The following is a 23,538-nucleotide window of genomic DNA, read 5'->3' as shown; positions in this document are numbered from 1 at the left end:
GTAGCGTAGGAGCGGATCTCATCCGCGAATCGCGCCGACACCTCCGGCTATCGCGGACAGGGTCCGCTCCTACGCCCGTGCTTCCCTGGAACTGTAGGAGCGGGCCCTGCCCGCGATTTCGCGCGCAGGGCGCGCTCCTACATGGGAATGGCGTGGGTGGGGCAGCGTAGGAGCGGATCTCATCCGCGAATCGCGCCGACACCTCCGGCTATCGCGGACAGGGTCCGCTCCTACGCCCGTGCCATCCAGGAACTGTAGGCTGCGCCGAGGTGCTCTTCGTAGGAGCGAGCTTGCTCGCGAACCGGGCTGGCACGGTGCTGGAGGGTTGGTTCGCGAGCAAGCTCGCTCCTACGAAAAGCCGCTCCTCCGGCAATCCTACGAAAAGCACCTCGGCGCAGTCGGAAAGGCATTGGCTGGGACAAAAGAAAAAACCCCGCATCGGCGGGGTTTCTTCGGTTCAGCTGCGGCTCAGATGTAGAAGGCCTTCAGCGGCGGGAAGCCGTTGAATTCCACCGCGCTGTAGCTGGTGGTGTAGGCGCCGGTGGACAGCCAGTACAGGCGGTCGCCGGCGGCCAGGTTCAGCGGCAGGCCGTACTTGTAGTGCTCGTACATGATGTCGGCGCTGTCGCAGGTCGGGCCGGCGATCACCACTTCTTCCATCTCGCCCTTCTTCTCGGTCCAGATCGGGAACTTGATGGACTCGTCCATGGTTTCGATCAGGCCGGAGAACTTGCCCACGTCCGCGTACACCCAGCGCTCCACCGCGGTGCGCGACTTGCGCGCCACCAGCACCACTTCGCTGACCAGGATGCCGGCGTTGGCGATCAGCGAGCGGCCCGGCTCGAGGATGATTTCCGGCAGGTCGTCGCCGAAATCTTCCTTGAGGAAGCGGATGATCTCCTCGGCGTAGGTTTCCAGGTCGTTGGTCTTGGCGATGTAGTTGGCCGGGAAGCCGCCGCCCATGTTGATCATCTTCAGCTCGATGCCGTCTTCTTCCTTCAGACGCTCGAAGATCACCTTGACCTTGGCGATGGCGGCATCCCACACGGAGATGTCACGCTGCTGCGAGCCGACGTGGAAGGAGATGCCGTAGGGCACCAGGCCCAGCTGGCGGGCGAGGATCAGCAGGTCCATGGCCATGTCGGTCTGGCAGCCGAACTTGCGCGACAGCGGCCAGTCGGCGGTGGTCGAACCCTCGGTGAGGATGCGCACGTAGACCTTGGAACCCGGGGCGGCCTTGGCGATGTTGCGCAGGTCGGCCTCGGAGTCGGTGGCGAACAGGCGCACGCCCTTCTCGTAGAAGTAGCGGATGTCCTTGGCTTTCTTGATGGTGTTGCCGTAGCTGATGCGCTCCGGGCCCACGCCGGTCTTCATCACCTTGTCCAGCTCGTAGATCGAGGCGATGTCGAAGTTCGAGCCCTTGTCGCGCAGCAGCTCGGTGATCTCGGTGGCCGGGTTGGCCTTGACCGCGTAGTACACCTTGGCGAACGGGAAGCAGTGGGTCAGCTGGTCGTAGGCGTCGGCGATGGTCTGCTTGTCGATGACGACGAAGGGGGTTTCCTGCTTGTCGGCAAATGCCTTCATACGCTGGAAGGTTTCAGGGGCGAAGTAATCCTCGACCTTGATGGACATGGTTGGGACTCCCAATGGCAAAACACATGGATACGTAGGGGTGAAGCTGAACGTCTAATCCGTTTCCCCACTTTGGTTCGCCTACTTCCCAAGGCATGTCGCCGAGTATCACCTGGTGCCCGGCGCTTTCTGCGAAGGGCTCGCAGAAACCACTGAACTGATTAGTCAGGCAGACTCTCGTCGTCAGTACTTGAGCCGGATGGATCGTTTCCAGCATGGACGTTCGGGCGCGAACTTTAGGACCTGAAGTCCGTGAGTTCAACCAGAAATTGCCGCTTTCCCGAATCCCTTTGTCGCCTTGCCGGTTGACTGTTCTAGATACTCCACAAAATGCACGGAATACCGCACAGCACGGGCTTTCCAGGGGTTTCGGAACGCCCCGATCATCCCCCTTCTTTTTGACAGACCCGGGACAGCGACGAGGGTTCATCCGCAGCATCGTCACGCACCAGGTTTTGGAGAAAGTTCGCGCACCAGGCTCGGAAACCCTGACCACGGGAGGAACCCATACTCCCCGCCCCTGTCGGACGAAACCTCGGCGCTCGCCAATATGTCCGCCATATCCGGTTATCATCCGGTCTCTTTCCGCGTGCCCCCGACCCAGGGATAGGTCACTGGGGCCGGCCCACTTGCCTTGCCAAGGAGTACCTGCGACATGCTCGACCTCGCCGCGGCGTTCATCACGCTGACCACCCTGCTCACCTACGTGAACTACCGCTTCGTGCGGCTGCCGCCGACCATCGGCGTGATGGCCACGGCGCTGGTGTTCTCGCTCCTCGCCCAGGGCCTGTCGATGGCCGGCTACCCGGTGCTGGAGGTGGAGATGCAGCAGATCATCCGCCGCATCGACTTCTCCGAAGTGCTGATGACCTGGTTCCTGCCCGCGCTGCTGTTCGCCGGCGCCCTGCACGTGAACCTCAGCGACCTGCGCAACTACAAGTGGCCCATCGGCCTGCTGGCCACCTTCGGCGTGCTGATCGCCACCACGGTGATCGGCTACCTGGCCTACTACACCTTCGCCCTGTTCGGCTGGCACGTGGACTTCATCTATTGCCTGCTGTTCGGCGCGCTCATCTCGCCCACCGACCCCATCGCCGTGCTCGGCATCCTGCGCTCGGCCGGCGCGCCCAAGCCGCTGGCCACCACCATCGTCGGCGAGTCGCTGTTCAACGACGGCACCGCGGTGGTGGTGTTCACCATCCTCCTGGGCATCCTCATGGCCGGCGAGACGCCGACCGTCTCGGCCACCGCCTGGCTATTCCTGCAGGAGGCGGTGGGCGGCGTGCTGTTCGGCGCGGCGCTGGGCTACGGGGTGTTCCTGATGATGCGCGGCATCGACCAGTACCAGGTGGAAGTGATGCTGACCCTCGCCCTGGTCATCGGCGGCGCCGCCCTGGCCGCGCGCCTGCACGTGTCGGCGCCGATCGCCATGGTGGTGGCCGGGCTGATCATCGGCAACCAGGCGCGCCAGTACGCCATGTCCGACGAGACGCGGCGCTACATCGACAAGTTCTGGGAGCTGATCGACGAAATCCTCAACGCCCTGCTGTTCGCCCTGATCGGCCTGGAACTGCTGCTGTTGCCGTTCAACTGGCTGCACGTGGTGGCCGCCTTCGCCCTCGGCGGCGCGGTGCTGGCCTCGCGCCTGCTCACCGTGGCCCCGGCCATCCTGGTGCTGCGCCAGACCGAGGCTGGGCGCCGCCAGGTGCCGGGCGGAACCATCCGCATCCTGGTCTGGGGCGGCCTGCGCGGCGGCGTCTCGGTGGCCCTGGCGCTGTCGCTGCCGCTGGGCGAGCAGCGCGACCTGATCCTCAGCCTGACCTACGTGGTGGTGCTGGTGTCCATCCTGCTCCAGGGCCTGTCCATCGGCCCGCTGGTGCGCACCATCTACCGCGGCGCGGCGCCCGCGGCCGACGACGGCCACTGAGGCGGGGCCTTGCGTCGCCGCACCTGCCGGCGACGCAAGGCTTTGGGCTATAATCCCGCGCTTTTCCGGGCCGACCGCGCCCGCCGTCACCGAACTCCAGCAGGCACGCACCCATGACCAACCAGGCCGCCGAAGTCGCCAAGCGCCGCACCTTCGCGATCATCTCCCACCCCGACGCCGGTAAGACCACCATCACCGAGAAGCTGCTGCTGATGGGCAAGGCCATCGCCGTCGCCGGTACCGTGAAGTCGCGCAAGTCCGACCGCCATGCGACCTCCGACTGGATGGAAATGGAGAAGCAGCGCGGCATCTCCATCACCACCTCGGTGATGCAGTTCCCCTACCGCGAGCACATGGTCAACCTGCTCGACACCCCCGGCCACGAAGACTTCTCCGAAGACACCTACCGCACCCTGACCGCGGTGGACTCGGCGCTGATGGTGCTCGACGGCGGTAAAGGCGTCGAGCCGCGGACCATCGCCCTGATGGAAGTCTGCCGCCTGCGCGACACGCCCATCGTCAGCTTCATCAACAAACTCGACCGCGACATCCGCGACCCCATCGAGCTGCTCGACGAGATCGAGGCGGTGCTGAAGATCAAGGCCGCGCCCATCACCTGGCCGATCGGCTGCTACCGGGACTTCAAGGGCGTGTACCACCTGGCCGAGGACAAGATCATCGTCTACGTGCCCGGCCACGGTCACGAGCGCATCGAGACCCAGGTCATCGACAAGCTCGACTCCGACGAGGCCCGCGCGCACCTGGGCGACCTCTACGACAACTTCCTCGAAGAGCTGGAACTGGTGCAGGGCGCCTGCCACGAGTTCGACAAGGACGCCTTCCTCAAGGGCGAGATGACCCCGGTGTTCTTCGGTACCGCGCTGGGCAACTTCGGCGTCGACCAGGTGCTCGACTGCATCGTCGACTGGGCCCCGCAGCCGCTGGCGCGCGCCACCCACGAGCGCGAAGTGCAGCCCACCGAGGAGAAGTTCACAGGCTTCGTGTTCAAGATCCAGGCGAACATGGACCCGAAACACCGCGACCGCATCGCCTTCATGCGCATCTGCTCGGGCAAGTACGAGAAGGGCATGAAGATGCGCCACGTGCGCCTGGGCAAGGACGTGAAGATCGCCGACGCCCTGACCTTCTTCTCCAGCGAGCGCGAGCAGCTGGAAGAGGCCTACGCCGGCGACATCATCGGCCTGCACAACCACGGCACCATCCAGATCGGCGACACCTTCAGCGAAGGCGAGAACCTGGGCTTCACCGGCATCCCGCACTTCGCCCCGGAACTGTTCCGCCGCGTGCGCCTGAAGGACCCGCTGAAGTCCAAGCAGCTGCGCCAGGGCCTGCAGGAACTGGCCGAGGAAGGCGCCACCCAGGTGTTCTTCCCCGAGCGCAACAACGACATCATCCTCGGCGCAGTCGGTGTGCTGCAGTTCGACGTGGTCGCCAGCCGCCTGAAGGAGGAATACAAGGTCGAGTGCGCCTACGAGCAGATCAACGTCTGGTCGGCCCGCTGGATCGAGTGCAAGGACGAGAAGAAGCTCAAGGAGTTCAAGGACAAGGCCTTCGAGAACCTCTCCGTGGACGGCGGCGGCCACCTCACCTACCTGGCCCCCACCCGGGTGAACCTGAGCCTGATGGAAGAGCGCTGGCCGGACATTACCTTCCGCGCTACGCGCGAGCATCACTGAGTTCGGTGCCTTCGTGAAAACGCCCGCCGTTGTGCGGGCGTTTTTGTTTGGGTGGGTTCGCGAGCAAGCTCGCTCCTACGAAAAGCAGGTACCACGCCCGACCTGTAGGAGCGAGCTTGCTCGCGAACCGCCCCAGACACCTCCCATCCCGGATAAATCCGACACCTCTCCCTGCCATGCTCCCAGCGCCACCCCAGCAAGGAGCACCCCATGGGCTTCCACGGAAAGGACCTGCGCAAGGGCCGCCATTCCATACCCGGCCAGATCTACCTGGTCACCACGGTCACGCCCCACCGCGAACGCCTCTTCGAGGACTGGGCGACCGCCTGCCAGGTCTGCCGGCAAATCCACCATGCAGAGGAGTTGCAGACCCTCGCCTGGGTTCTGATGCCGGACCATCTGCATTGGCTGTTGCAACTTCAGGAAGAGCGCCTGGAACACGTAATGCGAAGCTTCAAGTCGCGCACGGCTATCGCCATCAATGCAGCCTCGCAGCGAACAGGAAAAGCCTGGCAATCCGGCTACCACGACCGGGCTCTGCGGCATGAAGAAGACCTCAAGGCCGTCGCCCGCTACATCATCGCCAATCCGCTGCGGGCAGGCCTGGTGAAACGCGTCGCCGACTATCCCTTCTGGAACGCCATCTGGCTGTGATGCCGCACAGTGCTCTTCGTAGGAGCGAGCTTGCTCGCGAACAGATTCCGCAGTGGGGCTGGTTCGCGAGCAAGCTCGCTCCTACGAAAAGCCGAAAGGCCTAAAAGCCGAAAGGGCGTGCGGTGTTATGGATCGAGCGCACCGGAGGTCCAGGTGCTCGACGGCGCCGCCCCGGTGAACTTCGCCGCAATCGCCCCGCGCTGTATCAACCGGTCGCGATAGCGGGTAACGAACAACCCGCTCTGCGGCGCCCGCAGCACCACCTCGCTCCCGGCATCCCCCGGCCTCGCGATGATGCGGGCGAAGCGCTCGCCAGCCTGCACCACCTCGCCCAGCTCGCGCTCGAACACCAGCACCCCGGCCACCGGCGCGAACACCGTTTCCATGAAACCCATGGGCACCGCCACGCCTTGCCAGGCCGGTAGTTCCACCGCTTCGTCGATCACCCCGCGCCCGCAGAGGAAGGCCCACAGCCCGTCAGCATCCTGCTGCGCCAGCGCGTCGCTGACGTCGCCCTGGCCACGCAGTTCCAGCGTGGCCACCAGGCGCCCGTCGAAGCGATCCTCGGCCAGCCAGGGTGCGATCACCACTTCCTCGAAGGCGCCGTCGCTGTCGCCTTCCCAGATGATCGCCAGCTCGGCGCGCAGCGCCGCGGCCAGGTCCTGCGCCGCCGGCCACAGGCGTTCGTGGACGTAGAGGTACTGCAGCGCCTCGTCGTCGGTATGCAGGTCGAGGACGATGTCCGCCGGCGCCGCCAGCGCGGCCAGCTGGCGCTGCCAGTCGCTGAGGTTGTCCACTGTGCCCGTGGCTTTCGCCGAGGCCGGGAAGCCGCGGTTGAAGTTGCGCGCCGTCGCTTCGTGATGGCGGCCGAGGATGCGCCCCTGGCGGAACTGGCCGATGCCGAAGGGGTTGGCCTGGGGCACCAGCGTCACGCTGCCGTTGAGCCGCCCCTGCTCCGCCGCCCGGCGCAGCCTCGGCAGCAGTTGGTGCAGCACCAGCATGCCGGCGATTTCGTCGGCGTGGACCCCGGCCTGCAGGTGCACCCGCGGCCCCGGCCGGCCGGCGTCGATGCGCCAGGCCGGCACCGTCAATGGCGCGCCGGAATCCCCGCTCAGCCGCAGCGATACGTCTTCGATCATGCTTGCCTCCTCCCTCGTCGCGGGGCATGGCAAACTTGCCCGGCGCCCCCTAGTATCGATTCCACCCACCGCGCCCCGGCGCCCCGCACAAGGAACTCCCCGCGTGGACAGCCCCCGCCAGAAAGCCCGCCGCGCCACGCCCGAGGAACGCCGCGAGGACCTGGTGCGCGCCTGCCTCAAGTGCCTGGTCGCCGATGGCCACGCCGGCATCTCGGTGCGGCGCATAGCCAAGGAGGCGGGGGTGGCCGTGGGCCTGGTCAACCACCACTTCGGCAGCATCGAGGCGCTGGTCGCCCAGGCCTACGAGAGCCTCGCCGCCGGCGTCACCCAGTCGCTGCGCGAGAGCGTCGCCGCCGCCGGCCCGGACCCCGCAGCGCGCCTGGACGCCTTCCTGGTCGGCTCCTTCTCCCCCGGCGTGCTCGACCCCGACCTGCTCAGCCCCTGGGTGGTGTTCTGGAGCCTCATCCGCCACTCCACGCCGGTCAACGACGCCCACGAGCGCGGCTACCGCGCCTACCTGCAACTGCTCGAAGGCCTGATCACCGACCTTGCACGCAGCGAGGGCTTCGCCATCGCCAACCCGCGCCTGGCCTCCATCGGCCTGTCGGCCATGCTCGACGGCCTGTGGCTGGAGTGGTGCCTGAACCCCACCACCTTCAGCGCCGAGGACGGCCTGCAGCTCAGCCGCCACTGGGTCGAGGGCCTGCGCCGCGGCGCCTACGCCTAGACCTTCGCCTTGCGCCGCCAGAACACCCAGCCGGCGCGCGAACGCGGCTCGGCGGACTCGCGGCGGACCGGCGTGGTGCGCTCCAGCAGGTTGAAACAGCCCTCGATGATGAACGTCAGGCACACGTAGATGGCCGCCACCAGCAGCAGCGGCTGGTACACCTGGAAGGTCTGCGCGCGCACCACGTTGGCCGCGCCCAGCAGGTCGACCACGGCGATGGTCGAGGCCAGCGCGGTGGACTTGAGCAGCAGCACCGTTTCCCCGGCCAGGGTCGGCAGCAGCAGGCGAATCGCCCGCGGCAGCCACACCCGGTAGAGCACCAGGCGGCGGTGCATGCCGAAAGCCGCGGCGGCTTCCAGCTCGCCGCGCGGCACGGCCTTGAGGCCGCCGCGCACCACCTCGCCGACGTAGGCCCCCACCGACAGCACCAGCGCCAACACTATGTACCAGTAGCCATCGCGCAGGTACGGCCAGAGGAAGCTGCTGCGGATCGGCGGGTAGGTGGCGAACAGGCTGCCCAGGCCGTAGTAGCAGGTGTAGATCTGCACCAGCAGCGGCGTGCCGCGGATGACGCTGGTGAAGGCCAGGCTGGCCTTGGCCACGAACAGGTTGCGCGACATCCGCGCCAGCGCCACCAGCAGCGCCAGGGCGAAGCCGAGCACGGCGCTGGCCAGCAGCAGCGACAGGGTGGTGCCCAGGCCGCGCAGCAGCAGGCTGGCGTAGGCGAATATCCAGTGATCGCTCATCGCGCGCGCCTCATACCGCCGGTATCCAGCGGCGGAAACGCCGCTCGAGCCAGCCGGAGAACAGGTTGGAGAGCACCGTGAGCAGGTAGTACAGCGCCGCCGCGGTGAGGTAGAAGGTCAGGTAGTGACGGGTCGAGCCGGCCGCCTGCTTGGCGGTGTAGAGCAGCTCGTTGGTGCCCACCACGCTGATCAGCGCGCTGTCCTTGATCAGGTTGACCCACAGGTTGGCCATCCCGGCCAGGGCGTTGGGCGCCATGATCGGCAGGGTGACGCGGCGGAACAGGCCGAAGCCGTGCATGCCGTAGGCCCGCGCCGCCTCGATCTGGCCGTAGGGGATGGCCTGGATGGCGCCGCGGAAGATTTCCGAGGCGTAGGCGCCCTGCACCAGGCCGAGCACGGCGATGGCGACCATGGTGCCGTTGAGCCTCACGTCGCCGTAGCCGAGCCAGGCGAACAACTGGTTCAGGCCCATGGAGCCGACGTAGTACAGCAGCAGGATCAGCAGCAGCTCCGGCACCGCCCGGCACAACGTGGTGTAGCCGCGCGCGGCGGCGGCCAGCGGGCGCGGGCCGTTGAGCTTGGCGCTGGCGGCGCCCAGGCCGATCAGCATGCCGACCAGGAAGGCGCCGAAGGATATCTGCAGGGTGACCAGCAGCCCGCGCAGCAGCGCCGGCCCCCAGCCCTGGGCGCCGAAGCCGACGAGGTCGAGATAGGATTGCATGGCGAATTCCTCGAACGACGGCGCCGCCCGGGCAGGGGCGGCGCCGGCTCATCACTGCTGCTTGGGCGCGACGCTGAGGCCGAAGTACTTGTCCGACAGCGCCTTGTAGTCATCGCTGGCCAGCAGCTTGCCGATGGCCTCGTCGAGCCTGGCCTTCAGCGCGGTGTCGTCCTTGCGCAGGCCGGCGCCCACGCCGCGGCCGAACAGCGGGTCGTGGGGCACCTCGCCCTTGCTGACGATGCCGGCGGCCTTGGCGTCGGGGGAGTCGAGGAAGGATTTCACGGCGATGCCGTCGGCCATCATCAGGTCGATGCGCCCGGCCACCAGGTCGGCGTTCACCGAGTCCTGGGTGTCGTAGTAGCGCACGTCGGCGATCTTCTCGTAGTACTTCTTCAGGTAGTTGGAGCTGACGGTGGAGATCTGCACGCCGATCACCTTGCCCTTCAGGCCCTCGGGGCTGATGGTGATGTCGCTGGCGGCCGGCGCGGCCACCGCCACCGGGGTGTCGTAGTAGGGCACGCTGAAGGCGATCTGCTTCTCACGCTCGTCGGTGATGGACATGGAATTGAAGATGACGTCGATCTTCTTCGCCATCAACGCCGGGATGATGCCGTCCCAGGCCACCTCGTCGATCTCGCACTGCGCCTTCATCTCGGCGCAGACCTTGTGGATCAGGTCCGGCTCGAAGCCGGTCCACTGGCCGTCCGGCTGCTTCACCGAGAACGGCGGGTAGGGCTCCGCCGCCAGGGCGAAGCGCAATGTCTCCGCCTGCGCGCTGGCCATGCCCGCCGCCAGCAATGCCGCACCCGCCAACCAACCGCAAAGACCCTGTCTGTTCATGATGCCCCTTCCGCTTTCTTGTGGTTTGTCGTGCTAGAAGCTTGCCCGGGTGGCCGCGCGGGGCGGCCGGTTCAACGATTCTGGTGCGCGTTGACGAACTGCCGGCAGCGCTCGCTGCGCGGCCGCGCGAAGACCTCCTCGGGGGTGCCCTCCTCCTCGATCAGGCCCTGGTGGAGGAAGGCCACGTGGCTGGAGACGTCGCGGGCGAAGGCCATTTCGTGGGTCACCAGGATCATGGTGCGGCCCTCCTCGGCCAGGGAGCGGATCACCCGCAGCACCTCGCCGACCAGCTCCGGGTCCAGCGCCGAGGTCGGCTCGTCGAACAGCATCACCTTCGGCCGCACCGCCAGGGCGCGGGCGATGGCCACGCGCTGCTGCTGGCCGCCGGAGAGGAAGGCCGGGTATTCGTTGCGCTTCTCCGCCAGGCCCACCCGCGCCAGCAGCGCCTCGGCACGTTCGCGGGCCTCGGCCTTGCTCTCGTGGAGGACGAAGGTCGGCGCCTCCATCAGGTTCTCCAGCACGGTGCGGTGCGGCCACAGGTTGAAGTTCTGGAACACCATGCCCAGCCGCGAACGGATGCGCGTCAGCTGCTTCTGGTCGGCCACCCGCGGCTCGCCGTGGCGGTCCTGGTCGAGGCGGATGATCTCGCCGTCGACGCTGACGCTGCCGGCGTTGGGCACCTCCAGCATGTTGATGCAGCGCAGCAGGGTGCTCTTGCCCGAGCCGCTGGCGCCGATCAGCGAGACCACGCCGCCCTCGCGGGCCGACAGCGAGACGCCCTTGAGCACCTCGAACTGGCCGAAGCGCTTGTGCAGGTCACGGACTTCGATCACGGGTTTGCCGGCGGGCTGCGCCGGTACGCTCTGTGTAGGAGCGCGCCCTGCGCGCGATTCGCGGGCAGGGCCCGCTCCTACAGGGGAGGCCGCGGGCAGGGATTCGACGAAGGCGAGGATGCGCTCGCAGGCCTCGGCCAGGGTCTCGTCGGCCAGGGTGAAGGACAGCCGCACGAAGCCGTCGGCCTGGGGCCCGAAAGCGGCGGCGTCGAGCACCGACACGCCGCGGGCGCGGAACAGCTGCCAGGCGAAGTCCAGGGAGCTGAGGCCCGTGCCGCGCACGTCGACCATCACGAACATCCCGGCCTCGGGGCTCAGCACCTTCAGCCGCGGGCTGCGCGCCAGCTGCCGCAGGACCAGGTCGCGGCGCCGGCGGTAGACCTCGCGCATCCCGGCGGCCACCTCGTCGTGGCGGCGCACCGCCGCCAGCGCGGCCTCCTGCACGAAGCCGGGCAGGCCGTAGAGCATGTTCAGCGCCAGGTTCTCGATGTGTTCGACCAGCTTCGGCTCGGCGACGATCCAGCCGGCGCGCCAGCCGGTCATGGCGTGGGACTTGGACAGGCTGCCCAGGCTCAGGGTGCGCGCGGCCATGCCCGGCAACGCGGCGAAGCTCTGGTGCGGCTGCTCGAAGGTCAGCGCCTCGTACACCTCGTCCACCACCACCCAGAGGTCGTGGCGCTCGGCGACGGCGGCGACGGCGCGCAGCTCATCGGGGCGCATGACCACGCCGGTGGGGTTGTTCGGGTTGGCGAAGAAGATCGCCTTGGTGCGCGGGGTGATGGCCGCTTCCAGGGCCGCCGCGTCGAGGCGGAAGCCGTTGTCGGCGGGGGTCGGCACCGCCACCAGCTTGGCGCCGGTGGCCTTCAGGGTGGCCTCGTAGGTGACGTAGACCGGGTCGAAGACGATGACTTCGTCGCCGGCCTCCAGCAGGCACAGGGCGGCGGCGAACAGGGCGTTCTGCGCGCCGGCGAGGACGATGACGTTGTCCGCGCCCACCTGCAGGTCGAAGCGCCGCCGGTACAGGTCGGCGATGGCCTGGCGCAGTTCCGGGCGCCCGGCCACGTCGCTGTAGTGGGTGTCGCCGGCCTGCAGCGAGGCCACCGCGGCGTCGGTGATGAAGGCCGGGGTGGCGAAGTCCGGATCGCCGACGCTGAGGACGATCGCGTCCTCCCCGGCGCGTTGCGCCGCCACGGCGGCGTAGTGGATATCCCAGGCGGCTGCGCCTGGCCCGACCATCCTGTCCACAAGCGACGAATAACGCATGCACGGACCTCACCCGAATGACGGAGAACCCGCGGCGGGAACGGCGTTCGGCAGCGGGGCGTGGCATCACCATAACCACGAATGAACGAGTGTTCAACAGTGTTTTCCGGCCAAATCGAGCGATCGTTCAGTTTGCCCCGGAATAGAGCGGCCGCGGCCTGCGGGCCCATTTTCGGCGCCCGCCGCGGCAAGCGCCGAAGACTCTGGCGAAGGGCGCCGGGCGGCCCAGGTCAGCGTTTTTCCGCCGCCCCGGGACGGTGCAGGCGGCCAGCCGACATTTTCCGAACATGCTCATAACGGGTTCTTAACGAATGCTCGGCGAGCATGGACGCACCCAATGGCCACAGTCCCGTGACCCGCATGGACAACGCGTTCCTCCCCTTCTCCCGGCCCAGCATCGGCGCCGAGGAAATCCAGGCCGTCAGCCAGGTGCTCGGCTCCGGCTGGATCACCACCGGCCCGCAGAACCAGTTGCTGGAGCAGCGCTTCGCCGACTACGTCGGCTGCAAGCACGCAGTGGCCGTGGCCTCGGCCACCGGCGCCATGCACATCGCCCTGCTGGCGCTGGGCATCGGCCCGGGCGACGAGGTGATCACCCCGTCGCAGACCTGGGTGTCCACCGCCAACATGATCTGCCTGCTGGGCGCCACGCCGGTGTTCGTCGACGTCGACCGCGACACCCTGATGACCGATGCCGCGCGCATCGAGGCGGCCATAACCCCGCGCACGAAGGCGATCATCCCGGTGCACTACGCCGGCGCCGCCTTCGACCTCGACCCGCTCTACGCGCTGGCCGAAAAACACGGCATCGCGGTGATCGAGGACGCCGCCCACGCCGCCGGCACCCGCTACCGTGGCCGTCACGTCGGCGCGCGCGGCACGGCGATCTTCTCCTTCCACGCGATCAAGAACATGACCTGCGCCGAGGGCGGGATGTTCGTCAGCGACGACGAGGCCCTGGCCAACCGCGTGCGCACCCTGAAGTTCCACGGCCTGGGGGGGGACGCCTACGACCGCCTGAGCCACGGCCGCAAGCCCCAGGCGCAGGTGATCGAGCCGGGCTTCAAGTACAACCTCACCGATATCAATGCCGCCATCGCCCTGGTCCAATTGGATCGCCTGGAGGCGCTCAACGCCCGCCGCGCCGAACTCGCCGCCCAGTACCTCAAACGCCTGGCGCACCTGCCGGTGCAGCCGCTGAGCGTGCCCGGCTACCCGCAGCAGCACGCCTGGCACCTGTTCATCCTGCGCATCGACGAGCAGGCCTGCGGCATGCATCGCGACGCCTTCATGCAGGCCCTGCAGCAGCGCGGCATCGGCAGCGGCATCCACTTCATCGGCACCCACCTGCACACCTGGTACCGCCAGCGCTTCCCCGGCGTCAGCCTGCCCGCCACCGAATGGAACTCGGCGCGCCTGTGTTCCATCCCGCTGTTCCCCGACATGACCGACGCCGACCTGGAGCGCGTGGTCGGGGCTTGCGAAACCCTCCTTCGGTGAACCCGTGAAACCCTATGCCATCGACTGCGTCTCCGTGGTCATCCCGGTGTACAACGAGCAGGACAGCCTGCCCGAACTGCTGCGCCGCACCGACGCCGCCTGCCGCCAGCTCGGCCGCGCCTACGAAATCGTGCTGGTCGACGACGGCAGCCGCGACGGCTCCGCCGAACTGCTCCAGGAAGCCGCCGAGGCGCCCGACAGCCACGTGCTGGCGGTCATCCTCAACCGCAACTACGGCCAGCACGCGGCGATCATGGCCGGCTTCGAGCAGTGCCGCGGCGACCTGGTGATCACCCTCGACGCCGACCTGCAGAACCCGCCGGAGGAAATCCCGCGCCTGGTCGAGCAGGCCGCCAGGGGCTACGACGTGGTCGGCACGGTGCGCGGCAACCGCCAGGACTCGGCCCTGCGCCGCTGGCCGTCGAAGCTGATCAACCTGGCCGTGCAGCGCTCCACCGGCGTGGCCATGAGCGACTACGGCTGCATGCTGCGCGCCTACCGCCGCGGCATCGTCAAGGCGATGCTGGCCTGCCGCGAGCGCAGCACCTTCATCCCCATCCTGGCCAACAGCTTCGCCCGCCACACCAGCGAGATAGTCGTCGGCCACGCCGAGCGCGAGCACGGCGAGTCGAAGTACGGCTTCCTGCGCCTGGTCAACCTGATGTTCGACCTGGTCACCTGCATGACCACCAGCCCGCTGCGCCTGCTCAGCCTGGTCGGCGCCGGCATGGCCCTGGCCGGCACCGCCTTCGGCGCCCTGCTGCTGGTGCTGCGCCTGCTGTTCGGCGCGGCCTGGGCCGGCAACGGCCTGTTCGTGCTGTTCGCCATCCTCTTCCTGTTCAGCGGCGTGCAGCTGGTCGGCATGGGCCTGCTCGGCGAGTACCTGGGCCGCATGTACAACGACGTGCGCGCCCGCCCGCGCTTCTTCATCGAGCGCGTGGCGCGCGGCGCGGCCCTGCCCACCGCCAGCACCGCGTCGATCTCCCCTACCCCTGCCGTCGAGTCCCTAGCCCAATGAGCGCCAAGACCCTCGTATTCGCCTACCACGACATCGGCTGCGCCGGCATCGAAGCCCTGCTGGCCGCCGACTACCAGATCGACGCGGTGTTCACCCACGCCGACGACGCGCGGGAAAACCGCTTCTTCGGCTCGGTGGCGCAGCTGTGCGCGCAGCGCGGCATCCCGGTGCACGCCCCGGAGGACGTCAACCACCCGCTGTGGATCGCGCGCATCCGCGAGCTGCAGCCGCAGTTCATCTTCTCGTTCTACTACCGCCACCTGCTCGGCGAGGAACTGCTGGCCTGCGCCCGCCGCGGCGCCTTCAACCTGCACGGCTCGCTGCTGCCGCGCTACCGCGGCCGCGCCCCGGCCAACTGGGTGCTGGTCAACGGCGAAAGCGAGACCGGCGTGACCCTCCACCGCATGGTCAAGCGCCCCGACGCCGGCGCCATCATCGCCCAGCAGCGCGTGGCCATCGACGCCGAAGACACCGCCCTGAGCCTGCACGGCAAGCTGCGCGAGGCCGCCGGCGAACTGCTCGACCGGCTGCTGCCGGCGATGCTCGAAGGCGACTTCGTCGAGCGCGAGCAGGACGAAAGCCAGGCCAGCTACTTCGGCCGCCGCACCCCCGCCGACGGCCTGCTCGACTGGCGCCGCCCGGCCGGCGAGCTGCACAACCTGGTGCGCGCGGTGACGCAGCCCTACCCCGGCGCCTTCGCCCCGGTGGGCGAGCGCAAGCTGATCGTCTGGCAATCGAAGGTGGTGCCCGGCAACCAGGGCCGCCCGGCCGGCGCCGTGCTCAGTGTGGAGCCGCTGCGCATCGCCTGCGGCGAAGACAGCCTGGAGGTAGTCGCCGGCCAGCAGGGCGACGCCGGGCTGTTCCTCGCCGGCGCGCAACTGGCCCGCGAGATGGGCCTGGTGACCGGCTCGCGGCTGCACGCGGTGGGCAAGCCCCGGCGCAAGACGCGGGTGCTGATCCTCGGCGTCAACGGCTTCATCGGCAACCACCTCTCCGAGCGCCTGCTGCGCGACGGCCACTACGAGGTGTACGGCCTGGACATCGGCTCCGACGCCATCGAACGGCTGAAGAGCAACCCGGACTTCCACTTCGTCGAGGGCGACATCAGCATCCACACCGAGTGGATCGAGTACCACATCAAGAAGTGCGATGTGGTGCTGCCGCTGGTAGCCATCGCCACCCCCATCGAATACACCCGCAACCCGCTGCGCGTGTTCGAACTGGACTTCGAGGAAAACCTCAAGCTGGTGCGCTACTGCGTGAAGTACGGCAAGCGGGTGATCTTCCCGTCCACCTCCGAGGTGTACGGCATGTGCAGCGACGCCAGCTTCGACGAGGACAGCTCCAACCTGGTGGTGGGCCCGATCAACAAGCAGCGCTGGATCTACTCGGTGTCCAAGCAGCTGCTCGACCGGGTGATCTGGGCCTACGGCCAGAAGGGCCTGCGCTTCACCCTGTTCCGCCCGTTCAACTGGATGGGCCCGCGCCTGGACCGCCTGGACTCGGCGCGCATCGGTAGTTCGCGGGCCATCACCCAGCTGATCCTGCACCTGGTGGAAGGCACGCCGATCCGCCTGGTCGACGGCGGCGCGCAGAAACGCTGCTTCACCGACGTGGACGACGGTATCGAGGCCCTGGCGCGCATCGTCGACAACGACGGCGGGCGCTGCGACGGGCAGATCGTCAACATCGGCAACCCGGACAACGAGGCGAGCATCCGCGAGCTGGGCGAGGAACTGCTGCGCCAGTTCGAGGCCCACCCGCTGCGCGCGCACTTCCCGCCCTTCGCCGGCTTCCGCGAGGTGGAGAGCCGCAGCTTCTACGGCGACGGCTACCAGGACGTGGCGCACCGCAAACCGAGCATCGACAACGCCCGCCGCCTGCTGGACTGGGAGCCGAAGGTGCACATGCGCGAGACCATCGCCAAGACCCTCGACTTCTTCCTGCGCGAGGCCATCGCCGAGCAGCAGCAGGCCGGCAAGCTGAGGGTCGCCAGCTGATGCAGGCCGGGCTGCGCATCGACATCGACACCTACCGCGGCACCCGTGACGGCGTGCCGCGGCTGCTGGAGCTGCTCGACGAGGCGGGGGTGAAGGCGACCTTCTTCTTCAGCGTCGGCCCGGACAACATGGGCCGCCACCTGTGGCGCCTGGCGCGGCCGCGCTTCCTGTGGAAGATGCTGCGTTCGAAGGCCGCCAGCCTGTACGGCTGGGACATCCTCCTGGCCGGCACCGCCTGGCCCGGCCGGCCCATCGGCCGCGACCTCGGCCCCTTGATGCGGCGCACCCTGGCCGCCGGCCACGAGGTCGGCCTGCACGCCTGGGACCACCACGGCTGGCAGGCCAACGCCGGCCACTGGAGCGCCGAACAACTGCACCGGCAGATCGCCCTGGGCGTGGACAGCCTCAGCGACATCCTCGGCCAGCGCGTGGACTGCTCGGCGGTGGCCGGCTGGCGCGCCGACGAGCGCACCGTGCAGGCCAAGGAGGCCTTCGGCTTCCGCTACAACAGCGACTGCCGCGGCGCCTCGCCGTTCCGCCCGCGCCTGGCCGACGGCCGCCCGGGCACCCCGCAGGTGCCGGTGGACCTGCCGACCTTCGACGAGGTGGTGGGCCCGGACCTTTCCGCCGACGCCTTCAACGACTTCATCATGGCCCGTTTCCGCCCGCAGGCGCTGAACGTCTACACCGTGCACGCCGAAGTGGAAGGCATCGTCATGGCCGACGCCTTCCGTGCGCTGCTGGGCCATGCCCGCGAGGGCGGCATCCGCTTCCGCCCCCTCGGCCAGTTGCTGCCGGCTGACCCGGCGACGCTACCACTGGGCGAACTGAGCCGCGGCAGCCTGGCGGGCCGCGAAGGCTGGCTGGGCGTACAGCGATGAACCGGCGCTATAGCTTGCTGGCCGGGGCCGTGCTGGTCCTGTTCTTCCTCGTGCCGCTGGGCCTGCACGGCCTGTGGATACCCGACGAGACGCGCTACGCGCAGGTCGCCCAGGAAATGCTGCAGCGCGGCGACTGGGTAGCGCCGCACTTCCTCGGCCTGCGCTACTTCGAGAAGCCCATCGCCGGCTACTGGCTGGTCGCCCTCGGCCAGGCGGCGTTCGGCGAGAACCTGTTCGGCGTGCGCTTCGCCTCGGTGCTGGTCAGCACCTGCAGCACCCTGCTGGTCTGGCTGCTGGGCCGGCGGCTGTGGCCGCAGCCGGGCCGGGCGTGGATGGCCGCGCTGCTCTACGCCAGCTTCGCGTTGATCGCCGGGCAAGCCGGCTACGCCAACCTCGACCCGCAATTCACCTTGTGGGTGAACCTGAGCCTGTTCGCCCTGTGGTTCGCCTTCGAGGCCACCTCGCCCCGCGCCCACCTCGGCGCCTGGGTGGCGCTGGGCGCGGCCTGCGCCATGGGCTTCATGACCAAGGGCTTCCTCGCCGGCCTGCTGCCGGTGCTGGTGGCGCTGCCCTACGCGCTGTGGCGCCGGCGCCTGCGCGAACTCTTCCTGCTCGGCCCGCTGGCGGTGCTGGTGGCGCTGCTGGCCAGCCTGCCCTGGGTGCTGGCAGTACACCTGCGCGAGCCGGACTTCTGGCATTTCTTCTTCTGGCACGAGCACATCCAGCGCTTCGCCGGCAGCGACGCCCAGCACGCGCGGCCGTTCTGGTTCTTCGTGCCGCTGCTGTTCGCCTGCGCGGCGCCCTGGACGCTGCTGGTCCCCGCCGCCTTCCAGCGCGGCTGGCAGGCGCGCCGCTCGCCTCACGCGGTGTTCCTGCTGCTGTGGTTCGCCATGCCCTTCCTGTTCTTCAGCCTGGCCAAGGGCAAGCTGCCGACCTACATCATGCCCTGCTTCGCGCCCCTGGCCCTGCTGATGGCCGATGCCCTGGCCGGCGCCCTGGAGAGCGGGCGCCTGCGGGCGCTGCGCCTGAACGGCGCGCTGAACCTGCTGCTGGGCCTGCTCGGCCTGGCCGCGCTGGCATTCCTGCAGGCGAAGAAGGCGCTGTACCACCAGCAACTGCCGAGCCTGCTGCTGATCGGCCTGGTCTGCGCCCTCTGGGCCCTGTGCGGCATCCTGCAATGGCTGCGCCCGCAGCAGCTGTGGGCCGCGCCGGCGCTGGCCGCCTGGCTGCTGGTGGCCGCGGCGCCGGCGGCGATGCCCGAGCGCATGGTCAACAGCAAGATGCCCGACCAGTTCATCGCCCAGCATCTGGAGGAGCTGGCCAGCGCCCGTACCCTGTTGAGCAACGACCTGGGCGGCGCCTCGGCGCTGGCCTGGCGCACCGGGCGCAGCGAGGTGTTCCTGCTCAACACCGAGGGCGAGCTCAAGTACGGCCTCGGCTACCCCGACGCCCAGGGCCGCTCGCTGGGCCTGGAAGGCTTCCCCGCCTGGCTCGCCGATGCGCGCCGCAAGGGTCCGGTGGGCGTGATCCTGCGCGTCAACAGCCCCGGCGACGAAGCCGAGCTGGCGCTGATGCCGCGGGACGTCACCAGCTACCGGGAAAACCACCTGGTCTTCCTGCTGATCCCGCAGGCCGCGCCATGACCGCCCTGCTGCTCGCCGCCGTGTGCCTGCTCACCTGCCTCGGCCAGGTGGCCCAGAAGCTCGCCGTGGACGGCTGGGGCGAACGCAGCCTCGGCCTTGCGGGCAAGCTGCTGTCGCCCTGGCTGCTGCTGGCCCTGGCCTGCCTGGGCGCCGCCCTGCTGCTCTGGCTGCTGCTGTTGCAGCGCCTGCCGGTGGGCCTGGCCTACCCGATGCTGAGCCTGAACTTCGTGCTGGTCACCCTGGCCGCGCGCCTGCTCTTCGGCGAAAGCGTCGATGCGCGCCACTGGCTGGGCATCGTGCTGATCGGCGCCGGCGTGGCGCTGCTGGGGGCGCAGGCATGAGCCGCGTCACCGGCTTCGCCCTGGCGCTGGGCAGCGTAGGCCTGGTCAGTGGCGCCCAGCTGGGCATGCGCTGGGCCATGGTGCGCCTGCCCGAGCCGGCGCAGTGGCTGCAAGCGCTGAGCACCTACCACCTGCCACTGCTGGGGATGCTCGCCGCCGCCGTGCTGGCCTACGCGCTGTCGCTGCTGTGCTGGCTGGGCGCCCTGCGCCACCTGCCGCTGGGCCGCGCCTATTCGCTTCTGAGCATCAGCTACGCCCTGGTCTACCTGGGCGCCGCCGCGCTGCCCGGCTTCGGCGAACCGCTGAACGCCCGCGGCGCCCTCGGCGTGGCCCTGGTGATCGCCGGCGTGCTGACCATCAACGCGCCGCGCGGCAAAAGAACCGTAACGAAGCACCGGCATGCTGGCCCAAGCCAGGGCGGCAGCACGGCGGTGCGCTCGAATCACCCGTAACCACCAGGGACACAACCATGAAAATCAGCGTATTCGGGATCGGCTACGTCGGCCTGGTGCAGGCCGCGGTCATGGCCGAAGTGGGCCACGACGTGGTCTGCATGGACATCGACCAGGCCAAGGTCGCCAAGCTGCAGCGCGGCCAGGTGAGCATCTACGAACCCGGCCTGGCCGAGCTGGTGAAGGAGAACCTGGAAGCCGGCCGCCTGCGCTTCACCAGCGAGGTGGAAGTGGCCGCGGCCCACGGCCTGGTGCAGTTCATCGCCGTCGGCACGCCGCCGCTCGCCGACGGCTCGGCCGACCTGGGCGCGGTGTTCGCGGTGGCCGAGGGCATCGCCCTGCACCGCAAGGCGCCGGTGGTGATCGTCGAGAAATCCACGGTGCCGGTGGGCACCGGCGACCTGGTCAAGGCGCACATCCACAAAGTGCTGAGCCAGCATGGCCGCAGCCTGGACTTCGATATCGTGTCCAACCCGGAATTCCTCAAGGAAGGCTCGGCCCTGGCCGACTGCCGCCGCCCCGACCGCATCGTCATCGGCTGCGAGCGGCCCGAGGTGCTGGACGTGATGCGCGAGATCTACGAGCCGTTCAACCGCAACCACGACCGCATCCTGTGCATGAACCTGCGCAGCGCCGAGCTGACCAAGTACGCCGCTAACTGCATGCTCGCCACCAAGATCAGCTTCATCAACCAGATCGCCGAGCTGGCCGAGCACCTGGGCGCCGACATCGAGGCGGTGCGCCAGGGCATGGGCGCCGACCCGCGCATCGGCTACCACTTCATCTACCCCGGCTGCGGCTACGGCGGCTCCTGCTTCCCCAAGGACGTCCAGGCCCTGATCCACAGCGCGGACGACGCCAGTTGCTCCAGCGACCTGCTGCGCGCGGTGGAAGCCATCAACCAGCGCCAGAAGCACAAGCTGTTCGAGCGCATCGCCGCCTACTTCAGCGGCAACCTCAAGGGCCGCACCTTCGCCCTCTGGGGCCTGTCGTTCAAGCCCAACACCGACGACATGCGCGACGCCCCCAGCCGCGCCCTGATGGAGGCGCTGTGGGCGGCCGGGGCCAAGGTCCGCGCCTTCGACCCCGAAGCCATGCCCGAGGCCCAGCGCCTGTACGGCCATGACGAACGCCTGACACTGATGGGCACCCCCGAGGCGGCGCTGGGCGGCGCCGATGCCCTGGTGATCTGCACCGAGTGGCAGCAATTCAAGGCCCCGGACTTCGAGCTGCTGGCCAGCCGCCTGAAGGCGCCGGTGATCTTCGACGGGCGCAACCTCTACGATCCGGAGCGGATGGCGCGCTATGGGTTCGAATACTTCGCCATGGGCCGGGGGGATTCGCACCGGCTGCCGGTGCCGGCGCAAGAGCAGCCGTTGCGGCGCAGCGCCTGAGGGGCGCTCTTCGTAGGAGCGAGCTTGCTCGCGAATGGCATTTCCCGGTGACTCCGCAGTTGAGCTGAACTCCGCTCCCTCTCCCCAGCCCTCTCCCTGAAGGGAGAGGGGGCTTGTCCGTGCCGAGAGAAGGAATGGTTTCAGCCGGCAGTCTCTGTGCTAACCGGCTAACGCCGAAATACCCGCGCACACCGAACGGTCCCCTCTCCCTTCAGGGAGAGGGTTAGGGAGAGGGCGCTCTTCGGGATGAACGCCAGGCCCGCCGGCAAACACCGTTCGCGAGCAAGCTCGCTCCTACGAAAATCAATCCCCATCCAGCCCCTACGCAGGACGGCACCACCGTAGGAGCGGACTCCGTCCGCGATTGAACACCCAACCTATGCCCGCCCCGGCACCCCCACCATCCCCTGCACCTCATCCCGCTTGAGCACGGCATAAATCACCCCCGTCACCACACTCCCCACGACGATCGCCAGCAGATACGCCAGCGCATGATTCATCGCATTGGGAATCAGCAACACGAACAACCCGCCATGGGGCGCCAGCAGCTTGCAGCCGAAGTACATCGACAGCGCCCCGGTCAGCGCGCCGCCCACCACGCTGGCCGGCAGCACCCGCAACGGGTCCTTGGCGGCGAAGGGAATGGCGCCCTCGGAGATGAAGCACAGGCCCAGCACCAGCGCCGCCTTGCCCGCCTCGCGCTCGCTCTGGGCGAACTTGCGCCGGGCCAGCAGGGTGGCGAGGCCCATGCCGATCGGCGGCACCATGCCGGCGGCCATGGTCGCCGCCATGGGCGCGTAGCTCTGCGAGGCCAGCAGGCCCACGGAGAAGGCATAGGCGGCCTTGTTGATCGGCCCGCCGAGGTCGACGCACATCATGCCGCCGAGCAGCAGGCCGAGGAGAATGGCGTTGGCCGTGCCCATGCCGGCCAGGAAGTCGGTCAATGCGCTCATCAACCCGGCCACCGGCTGGCCCACCACGTAGATCATCACCAACCCGGTGAACAGGCTGCACAGCAGCGGGATCAGCAGGATCGGCTTGAGCGCCTCCAGGCTCTGCGGCAGCTTCAGCCACTGGCTCACCGCGCGCGCCGAGTAGCCTGCCAGCAAGCCCGCCACTATGCCGCCGAGGAAGCCCGCGCCCAGGCTGCTGGCCAGCAGCCCGCCGATCATCCCCGGCGCCAGGCCCGGGCGGTCGGCGATGGACCAGGCGATGTAGCCGGCGAGCATCGGCACCATCAGCTTGAAGGCGCTTTCGCCGCCGATCTGCATCAGCGCCGCAGCCAGGGTGCCCGGCTCCTTGAAGGCCTGGATGCCGAACACGAAGGACAGCGCGATCAGCAAGCCGCCGGCCACCACCATCGGCAGCATGAACGACACGCCGGTCAGCAGGTGCTTGTACAGCCCGCGCGCCTCGCCCTTGCCCGGCTTCTGCGCAGCGGCGGCGACGGCGCTTTCCGTGGCGCCTTCCTCCAGGGCCTTGCGCAAGGTCGCCTCGGGCTGCTTCAGCGCCACGCCGGTGCCGCAGCGGAAGATGCGCTTGCCGGCGAAGCGCTCGGCGTTCACCTCGATGTCGGCCGCCAGCAGCACCACGTCGGCGGCGGCGATGTCCTCGGCCGACAGCGGGTTGCGCGCGCCCACCGAGCCCTGGGTTTCCACCCGCAGTTGCCAGCCCAGGCGCTCGGCGGCCTGCTGCAGCGCTTCGGCGGCCATGAAGGTGTGCGCCACGCCTGTGGGGCAGGCGGTCACCGCCACTACCCGCACCGCCTTGGCCTCGGCCTGCGTGCCTTGCCAGGGCTGCGCCTCGGCGGCGGCGCGTTGCAGAAAGGCCGCCGGCTCGGCCAGGGCCTCGGCCGGGCGCGCCTGGAACAGCGGCTTGCCGGCGAAGCGGGACAAGTCCAGCGGCTGGCTGCTGACCACCAGCACCAGGTCGGCCGAGCCGATCTGTTCGGCGCTCAGGCGCTGCTCGGGGCGCTGCGGCTCGTTGCTCTCGACGCACACCGACCAGCCCAGGCGTTCGGCGGCGGCGCGCAGCAGGCGCGCGCTGAGCAGGCTGGTGACCTGGCCGTTGGGACAGGCAGTGATCAGGGCAAGGTTCATCGTCGTACCTCTTGTTATGGCTCCGCCCGGC

The 23,538-nt window shown here is 68.7% G+C and carries 19 protein-coding genes; 12 read left to right on the top strand and 7 right to left on the bottom strand.

What is annotated here, in order from left to right; all coding sequences use genetic code 11:
- Positions 1-468: 468 nt before the first annotated feature.
- Entirely contained in the window at positions 469-1,632 is a 1,164-nt protein-coding gene (locus tag BM060_RS04275) for a type III PLP-dependent enzyme (RefSeq protein ID WP_043315266.1), read from the bottom strand.
- Between the two features lie 655 nt (positions 1,633-2,287).
- Here BM060_RS04275 and BM060_RS04270 point away from each other — a divergent pair.
- From BM060_RS04270 to BM060_RS04260, 3 genes are all read left to right on the top strand, one after another.
- Entirely contained in the window at positions 2,288-3,559 is a 1,272-nt protein-coding gene (locus BM060_RS04270) for a cation:proton antiporter (RefSeq protein WP_074977575.1), read from the top strand.
- Positions 3,560-3,672: 113 nt separating this feature from the next.
- Positions 3,673-5,256 (top strand): peptide chain release factor 3, encoded by a 1,584-nt coding sequence (locus BM060_RS04265; protein WP_074977572.1) that lies wholly within the window; start codon positions 3,673-3,675, stop codon positions 5,254-5,256.
- 210 nt (positions 5,257-5,466) lie between these two features.
- Positions 5,467-5,910, top strand: a complete 444-nt coding sequence (locus BM060_RS04260; RefSeq protein ID WP_074977570.1) for an REP-associated tyrosine transposase — start codon at positions 5,467-5,469, stop codon at positions 5,908-5,910.
- A 125-nt stretch (positions 5,911-6,035) separates the two neighbouring features.
- Here BM060_RS04260 and BM060_RS04255 read toward each other — a convergent pair whose 3' ends face one another.
- Positions 6,036-7,049, bottom strand: coding sequence for a M14 family metallopeptidase (locus BM060_RS04255; RefSeq protein WP_074977567.1), 1,014 nt, complete (start codon positions 7,047-7,049; stop codon positions 6,036-6,038).
- Positions 7,050-7,152: 103 nt separating this feature from the next.
- Between BM060_RS04255 and BM060_RS04250 the strand changes: the two genes are divergently transcribed.
- Complete coding sequence (locus tag BM060_RS04250; RefSeq protein WP_074977564.1) at positions 7,153-7,776, top strand: TetR/AcrR family transcriptional regulator; 624 nt, start codon at positions 7,153-7,155, stop codon at positions 7,774-7,776.
- On the opposite strand, the gene BM060_RS04245 is transcribed toward BM060_RS04250, so the two are convergent.
- The 4 genes from BM060_RS04245 to BM060_RS33515 form a co-directional block, all read right to left on the bottom strand.
- Positions 7,773-8,522 carry an ABC transporter permease gene (locus BM060_RS04245; protein WP_074977562.1) on the bottom strand — a complete coding sequence of 250 codons (750 nt, stop codon included), beginning with the start codon at positions 8,520-8,522 and terminating at the stop codon, positions 7,773-7,775. The genes BM060_RS04250 and BM060_RS04245 overlap by 4 nt on opposite strands.
- A gap of 10 nt (positions 8,523-8,532) precedes the next feature.
- Positions 8,533-9,243 carry an ABC transporter permease gene (locus BM060_RS04240; protein WP_074977559.1) on the bottom strand — a complete coding sequence of 237 codons (711 nt, stop codon included), beginning with the start codon at positions 9,241-9,243 and terminating at the stop codon, positions 8,533-8,535.
- A 51-nt stretch (positions 9,244-9,294) separates the two neighbouring features.
- Positions 9,295-10,083 (bottom strand): transporter substrate-binding domain-containing protein, encoded by a 789-nt coding sequence (locus BM060_RS04235; RefSeq protein WP_058488568.1) that lies wholly within the window; start codon positions 10,081-10,083, stop codon positions 9,295-9,297.
- A gap of 71 nt (positions 10,084-10,154) precedes the next feature.
- Complete coding sequence (locus BM060_RS33515) at positions 10,155-12,179, bottom strand: aminotransferase class I/II-fold pyridoxal phosphate-dependent enzyme (RefSeq protein ID WP_074977557.1); 2,025 nt, start codon at positions 12,177-12,179, stop codon at positions 10,155-10,157.
- A gap of 360 nt (positions 12,180-12,539) precedes the next feature.
- Here BM060_RS33515 and arnB point away from each other — a divergent pair, with 360 nt between their 5' ends.
- The 8 genes from arnB to BM060_RS04190 are packed head-to-tail and all read left to right on the top strand — an operon-like array spanning position 12,540 to position 21,408.
- The gene (gene arnB, locus BM060_RS04225; protein WP_074977555.1) at positions 12,540-13,679 is read left to right on the top strand and encodes a UDP-4-amino-4-deoxy-L-arabinose aminotransferase; all 1,140 of its coding nucleotides are present in this window, start codon (positions 12,540-12,542) and stop codon (positions 13,677-13,679) included.
- Between the two features lie 4 nt (positions 13,680-13,683).
- Positions 13,684-14,697 (top strand): undecaprenyl-phosphate 4-deoxy-4-formamido-L-arabinose transferase, encoded by a 1,014-nt coding sequence (gene arnC / locus BM060_RS04220; protein WP_074977553.1) that lies wholly within the window; start codon positions 13,684-13,686, stop codon positions 14,695-14,697.
- The gene (gene arnA, locus BM060_RS04215; protein WP_074977551.1) at positions 14,694-16,697 is read left to right on the top strand and encodes a bifunctional UDP-4-amino-4-deoxy-L-arabinose formyltransferase/UDP-glucuronic acid oxidase ArnA; all 2,004 of its coding nucleotides are present in this window, start codon (positions 14,694-14,696) and stop codon (positions 16,695-16,697) included. The genes arnC and arnA overlap by 4 nt, the downstream gene beginning before the upstream one ends.
- Positions 16,694-17,578 (top strand): 4-deoxy-4-formamido-L-arabinose-phosphoundecaprenol deformylase, encoded by an 885-nt coding sequence (gene arnD, locus BM060_RS04210; protein ID WP_135499973.1) that lies wholly within the window; start codon positions 16,694-16,696, stop codon positions 17,576-17,578. The genes arnA and arnD overlap by 4 nt, the downstream gene beginning before the upstream one ends.
- A complete protein-coding gene (arnT, locus tag BM060_RS04205; protein WP_074977547.1) occupies positions 17,575-19,221 on the top strand; it encodes a lipid IV(A) 4-amino-4-deoxy-L-arabinosyltransferase in 1,647 nt (548 codons plus the stop codon). The genes arnD and arnT overlap by 4 nt, the downstream gene beginning before the upstream one ends.
- Positions 19,218-19,562, top strand: a complete 345-nt coding sequence (arnE, locus tag BM060_RS04200; RefSeq protein WP_074977545.1) for a 4-amino-4-deoxy-L-arabinose-phosphoundecaprenol flippase subunit ArnE — start codon at positions 19,218-19,220, stop codon at positions 19,560-19,562. The genes arnT and arnE overlap by 4 nt, the downstream gene beginning before the upstream one ends.
- Positions 19,559-20,014, top strand: a complete 456-nt coding sequence (gene arnF, locus BM060_RS04195) for a 4-amino-4-deoxy-L-arabinose-phosphoundecaprenol flippase subunit ArnF (protein WP_074977543.1) — start codon at positions 19,559-19,561, stop codon at positions 20,012-20,014. Before arnE ends, arnF begins: the two co-directional genes overlap by 4 nt.
- 17 nt (positions 20,015-20,031) lie before the next feature.
- The gene (locus tag BM060_RS04190; protein WP_074977541.1) at positions 20,032-21,408 is read left to right on the top strand and encodes a UDP-glucose dehydrogenase family protein; all 1,377 of its coding nucleotides are present in this window, start codon (positions 20,032-20,034) and stop codon (positions 21,406-21,408) included.
- A gap of 377 nt (positions 21,409-21,785) precedes the next feature.
- Here the strand turns inward: BM060_RS04190 and BM060_RS04185 are convergent, their stop codons facing one another.
- Positions 21,786-23,507, bottom strand: coding sequence for a PTS fructose-like transporter subunit IIB (locus tag BM060_RS04185; RefSeq protein WP_074977539.1), 1,722 nt, complete (start codon positions 23,505-23,507; stop codon positions 21,786-21,788).
- Between the last annotated feature and the right edge of the window lie 31 nt (positions 23,508-23,538).

Origin of the sequence: Pseudomonas citronellolis, from assembly GCF_900112375.1 — a bacterium.
Classification (GTDB): domain Bacteria; phylum Pseudomonadota; class Gammaproteobacteria; order Pseudomonadales; family Pseudomonadaceae; genus Pseudomonas; species Pseudomonas citronellolis.
This window is presented reverse-complemented; position numbering and strand designations above follow the sequence as displayed.

Excerpts from the sequence above, each read along its gene's own strand:
- arnA (WP_074977551.1), top strand. The coding sequence starts at position 14,694 with ATGAGCGCCAAGACCCTCGTATTCGCCTACCACGACATCGGCTGCGCC.
- BM060_RS04260 (WP_074977570.1), top strand. The coding sequence starts at position 5,467 with ATGGGCTTCCACGGAAAGGACCTGCGCAAGGGCCGCCATTCCATACCC.
- arnF (WP_074977543.1), top strand. The coding sequence starts at position 19,559 with ATGAGCCGCGTCACCGGCTTCGCCCTGGCGCTGGGCAGCGTAGGCCTG.
- BM060_RS04270 (WP_074977575.1), top strand. The coding sequence starts at position 2,288 with ATGCTCGACCTCGCCGCGGCGTTCATCACGCTGACCACCCTGCTCACC.
- BM060_RS04275 (WP_043315266.1), bottom strand. The coding sequence starts at position 1,632 with ATGTCCATCAAGGTCGAGGATTACTTCGCCCCTGAAACCTTCCAGCGT.
- BM060_RS04240 (WP_074977559.1), bottom strand. The coding sequence starts at position 9,243 with ATGCAATCCTATCTCGACCTCGTCGGCTTCGGCGCCCAGGGCTGGGGG.
- BM060_RS04190 (WP_074977541.1), top strand. The coding sequence starts at position 20,032 with ATGAAAATCAGCGTATTCGGGATCGGCTACGTCGGCCTGGTGCAGGCC.
- arnE (WP_074977545.1), top strand. The coding sequence starts at position 19,218 with ATGACCGCCCTGCTGCTCGCCGCCGTGTGCCTGCTCACCTGCCTCGGC.
- BM060_RS04245 (WP_074977562.1), bottom strand. The coding sequence starts at position 8,522 with ATGAGCGATCACTGGATATTCGCCTACGCCAGCCTGCTGCTGCGCGGC.
- arnB (WP_074977555.1), top strand. The coding sequence starts at position 12,540 with ATGGACAACGCGTTCCTCCCCTTCTCCCGGCCCAGCATCGGCGCCGAG.
- BM060_RS04255 (WP_074977567.1), bottom strand. The coding sequence starts at position 7,049 with ATGATCGAAGACGTATCGCTGCGGCTGAGCGGGGATTCCGGCGCGCCA.
- BM060_RS04235 (WP_058488568.1), bottom strand. The coding sequence starts at position 10,083 with ATGAACAGACAGGGTCTTTGCGGTTGGTTGGCGGGTGCGGCATTGCTG.
- arnT (WP_074977547.1), top strand. The coding sequence starts at position 17,575 with ATGAACCGGCGCTATAGCTTGCTGGCCGGGGCCGTGCTGGTCCTGTTC.
- BM060_RS04185 (WP_074977539.1), bottom strand. The coding sequence starts at position 23,507 with ATGAACCTTGCCCTGATCACTGCCTGTCCCAACGGCCAGGTCACCAGC.
- BM060_RS33515 (WP_074977557.1), bottom strand. The coding sequence starts at position 12,179 with ATGCGTTATTCGTCGCTTGTGGACAGGATGGTCGGGCCAGGCGCAGCC.
- BM060_RS04265 (WP_074977572.1), top strand. The coding sequence starts at position 3,673 with ATGACCAACCAGGCCGCCGAAGTCGCCAAGCGCCGCACCTTCGCGATC.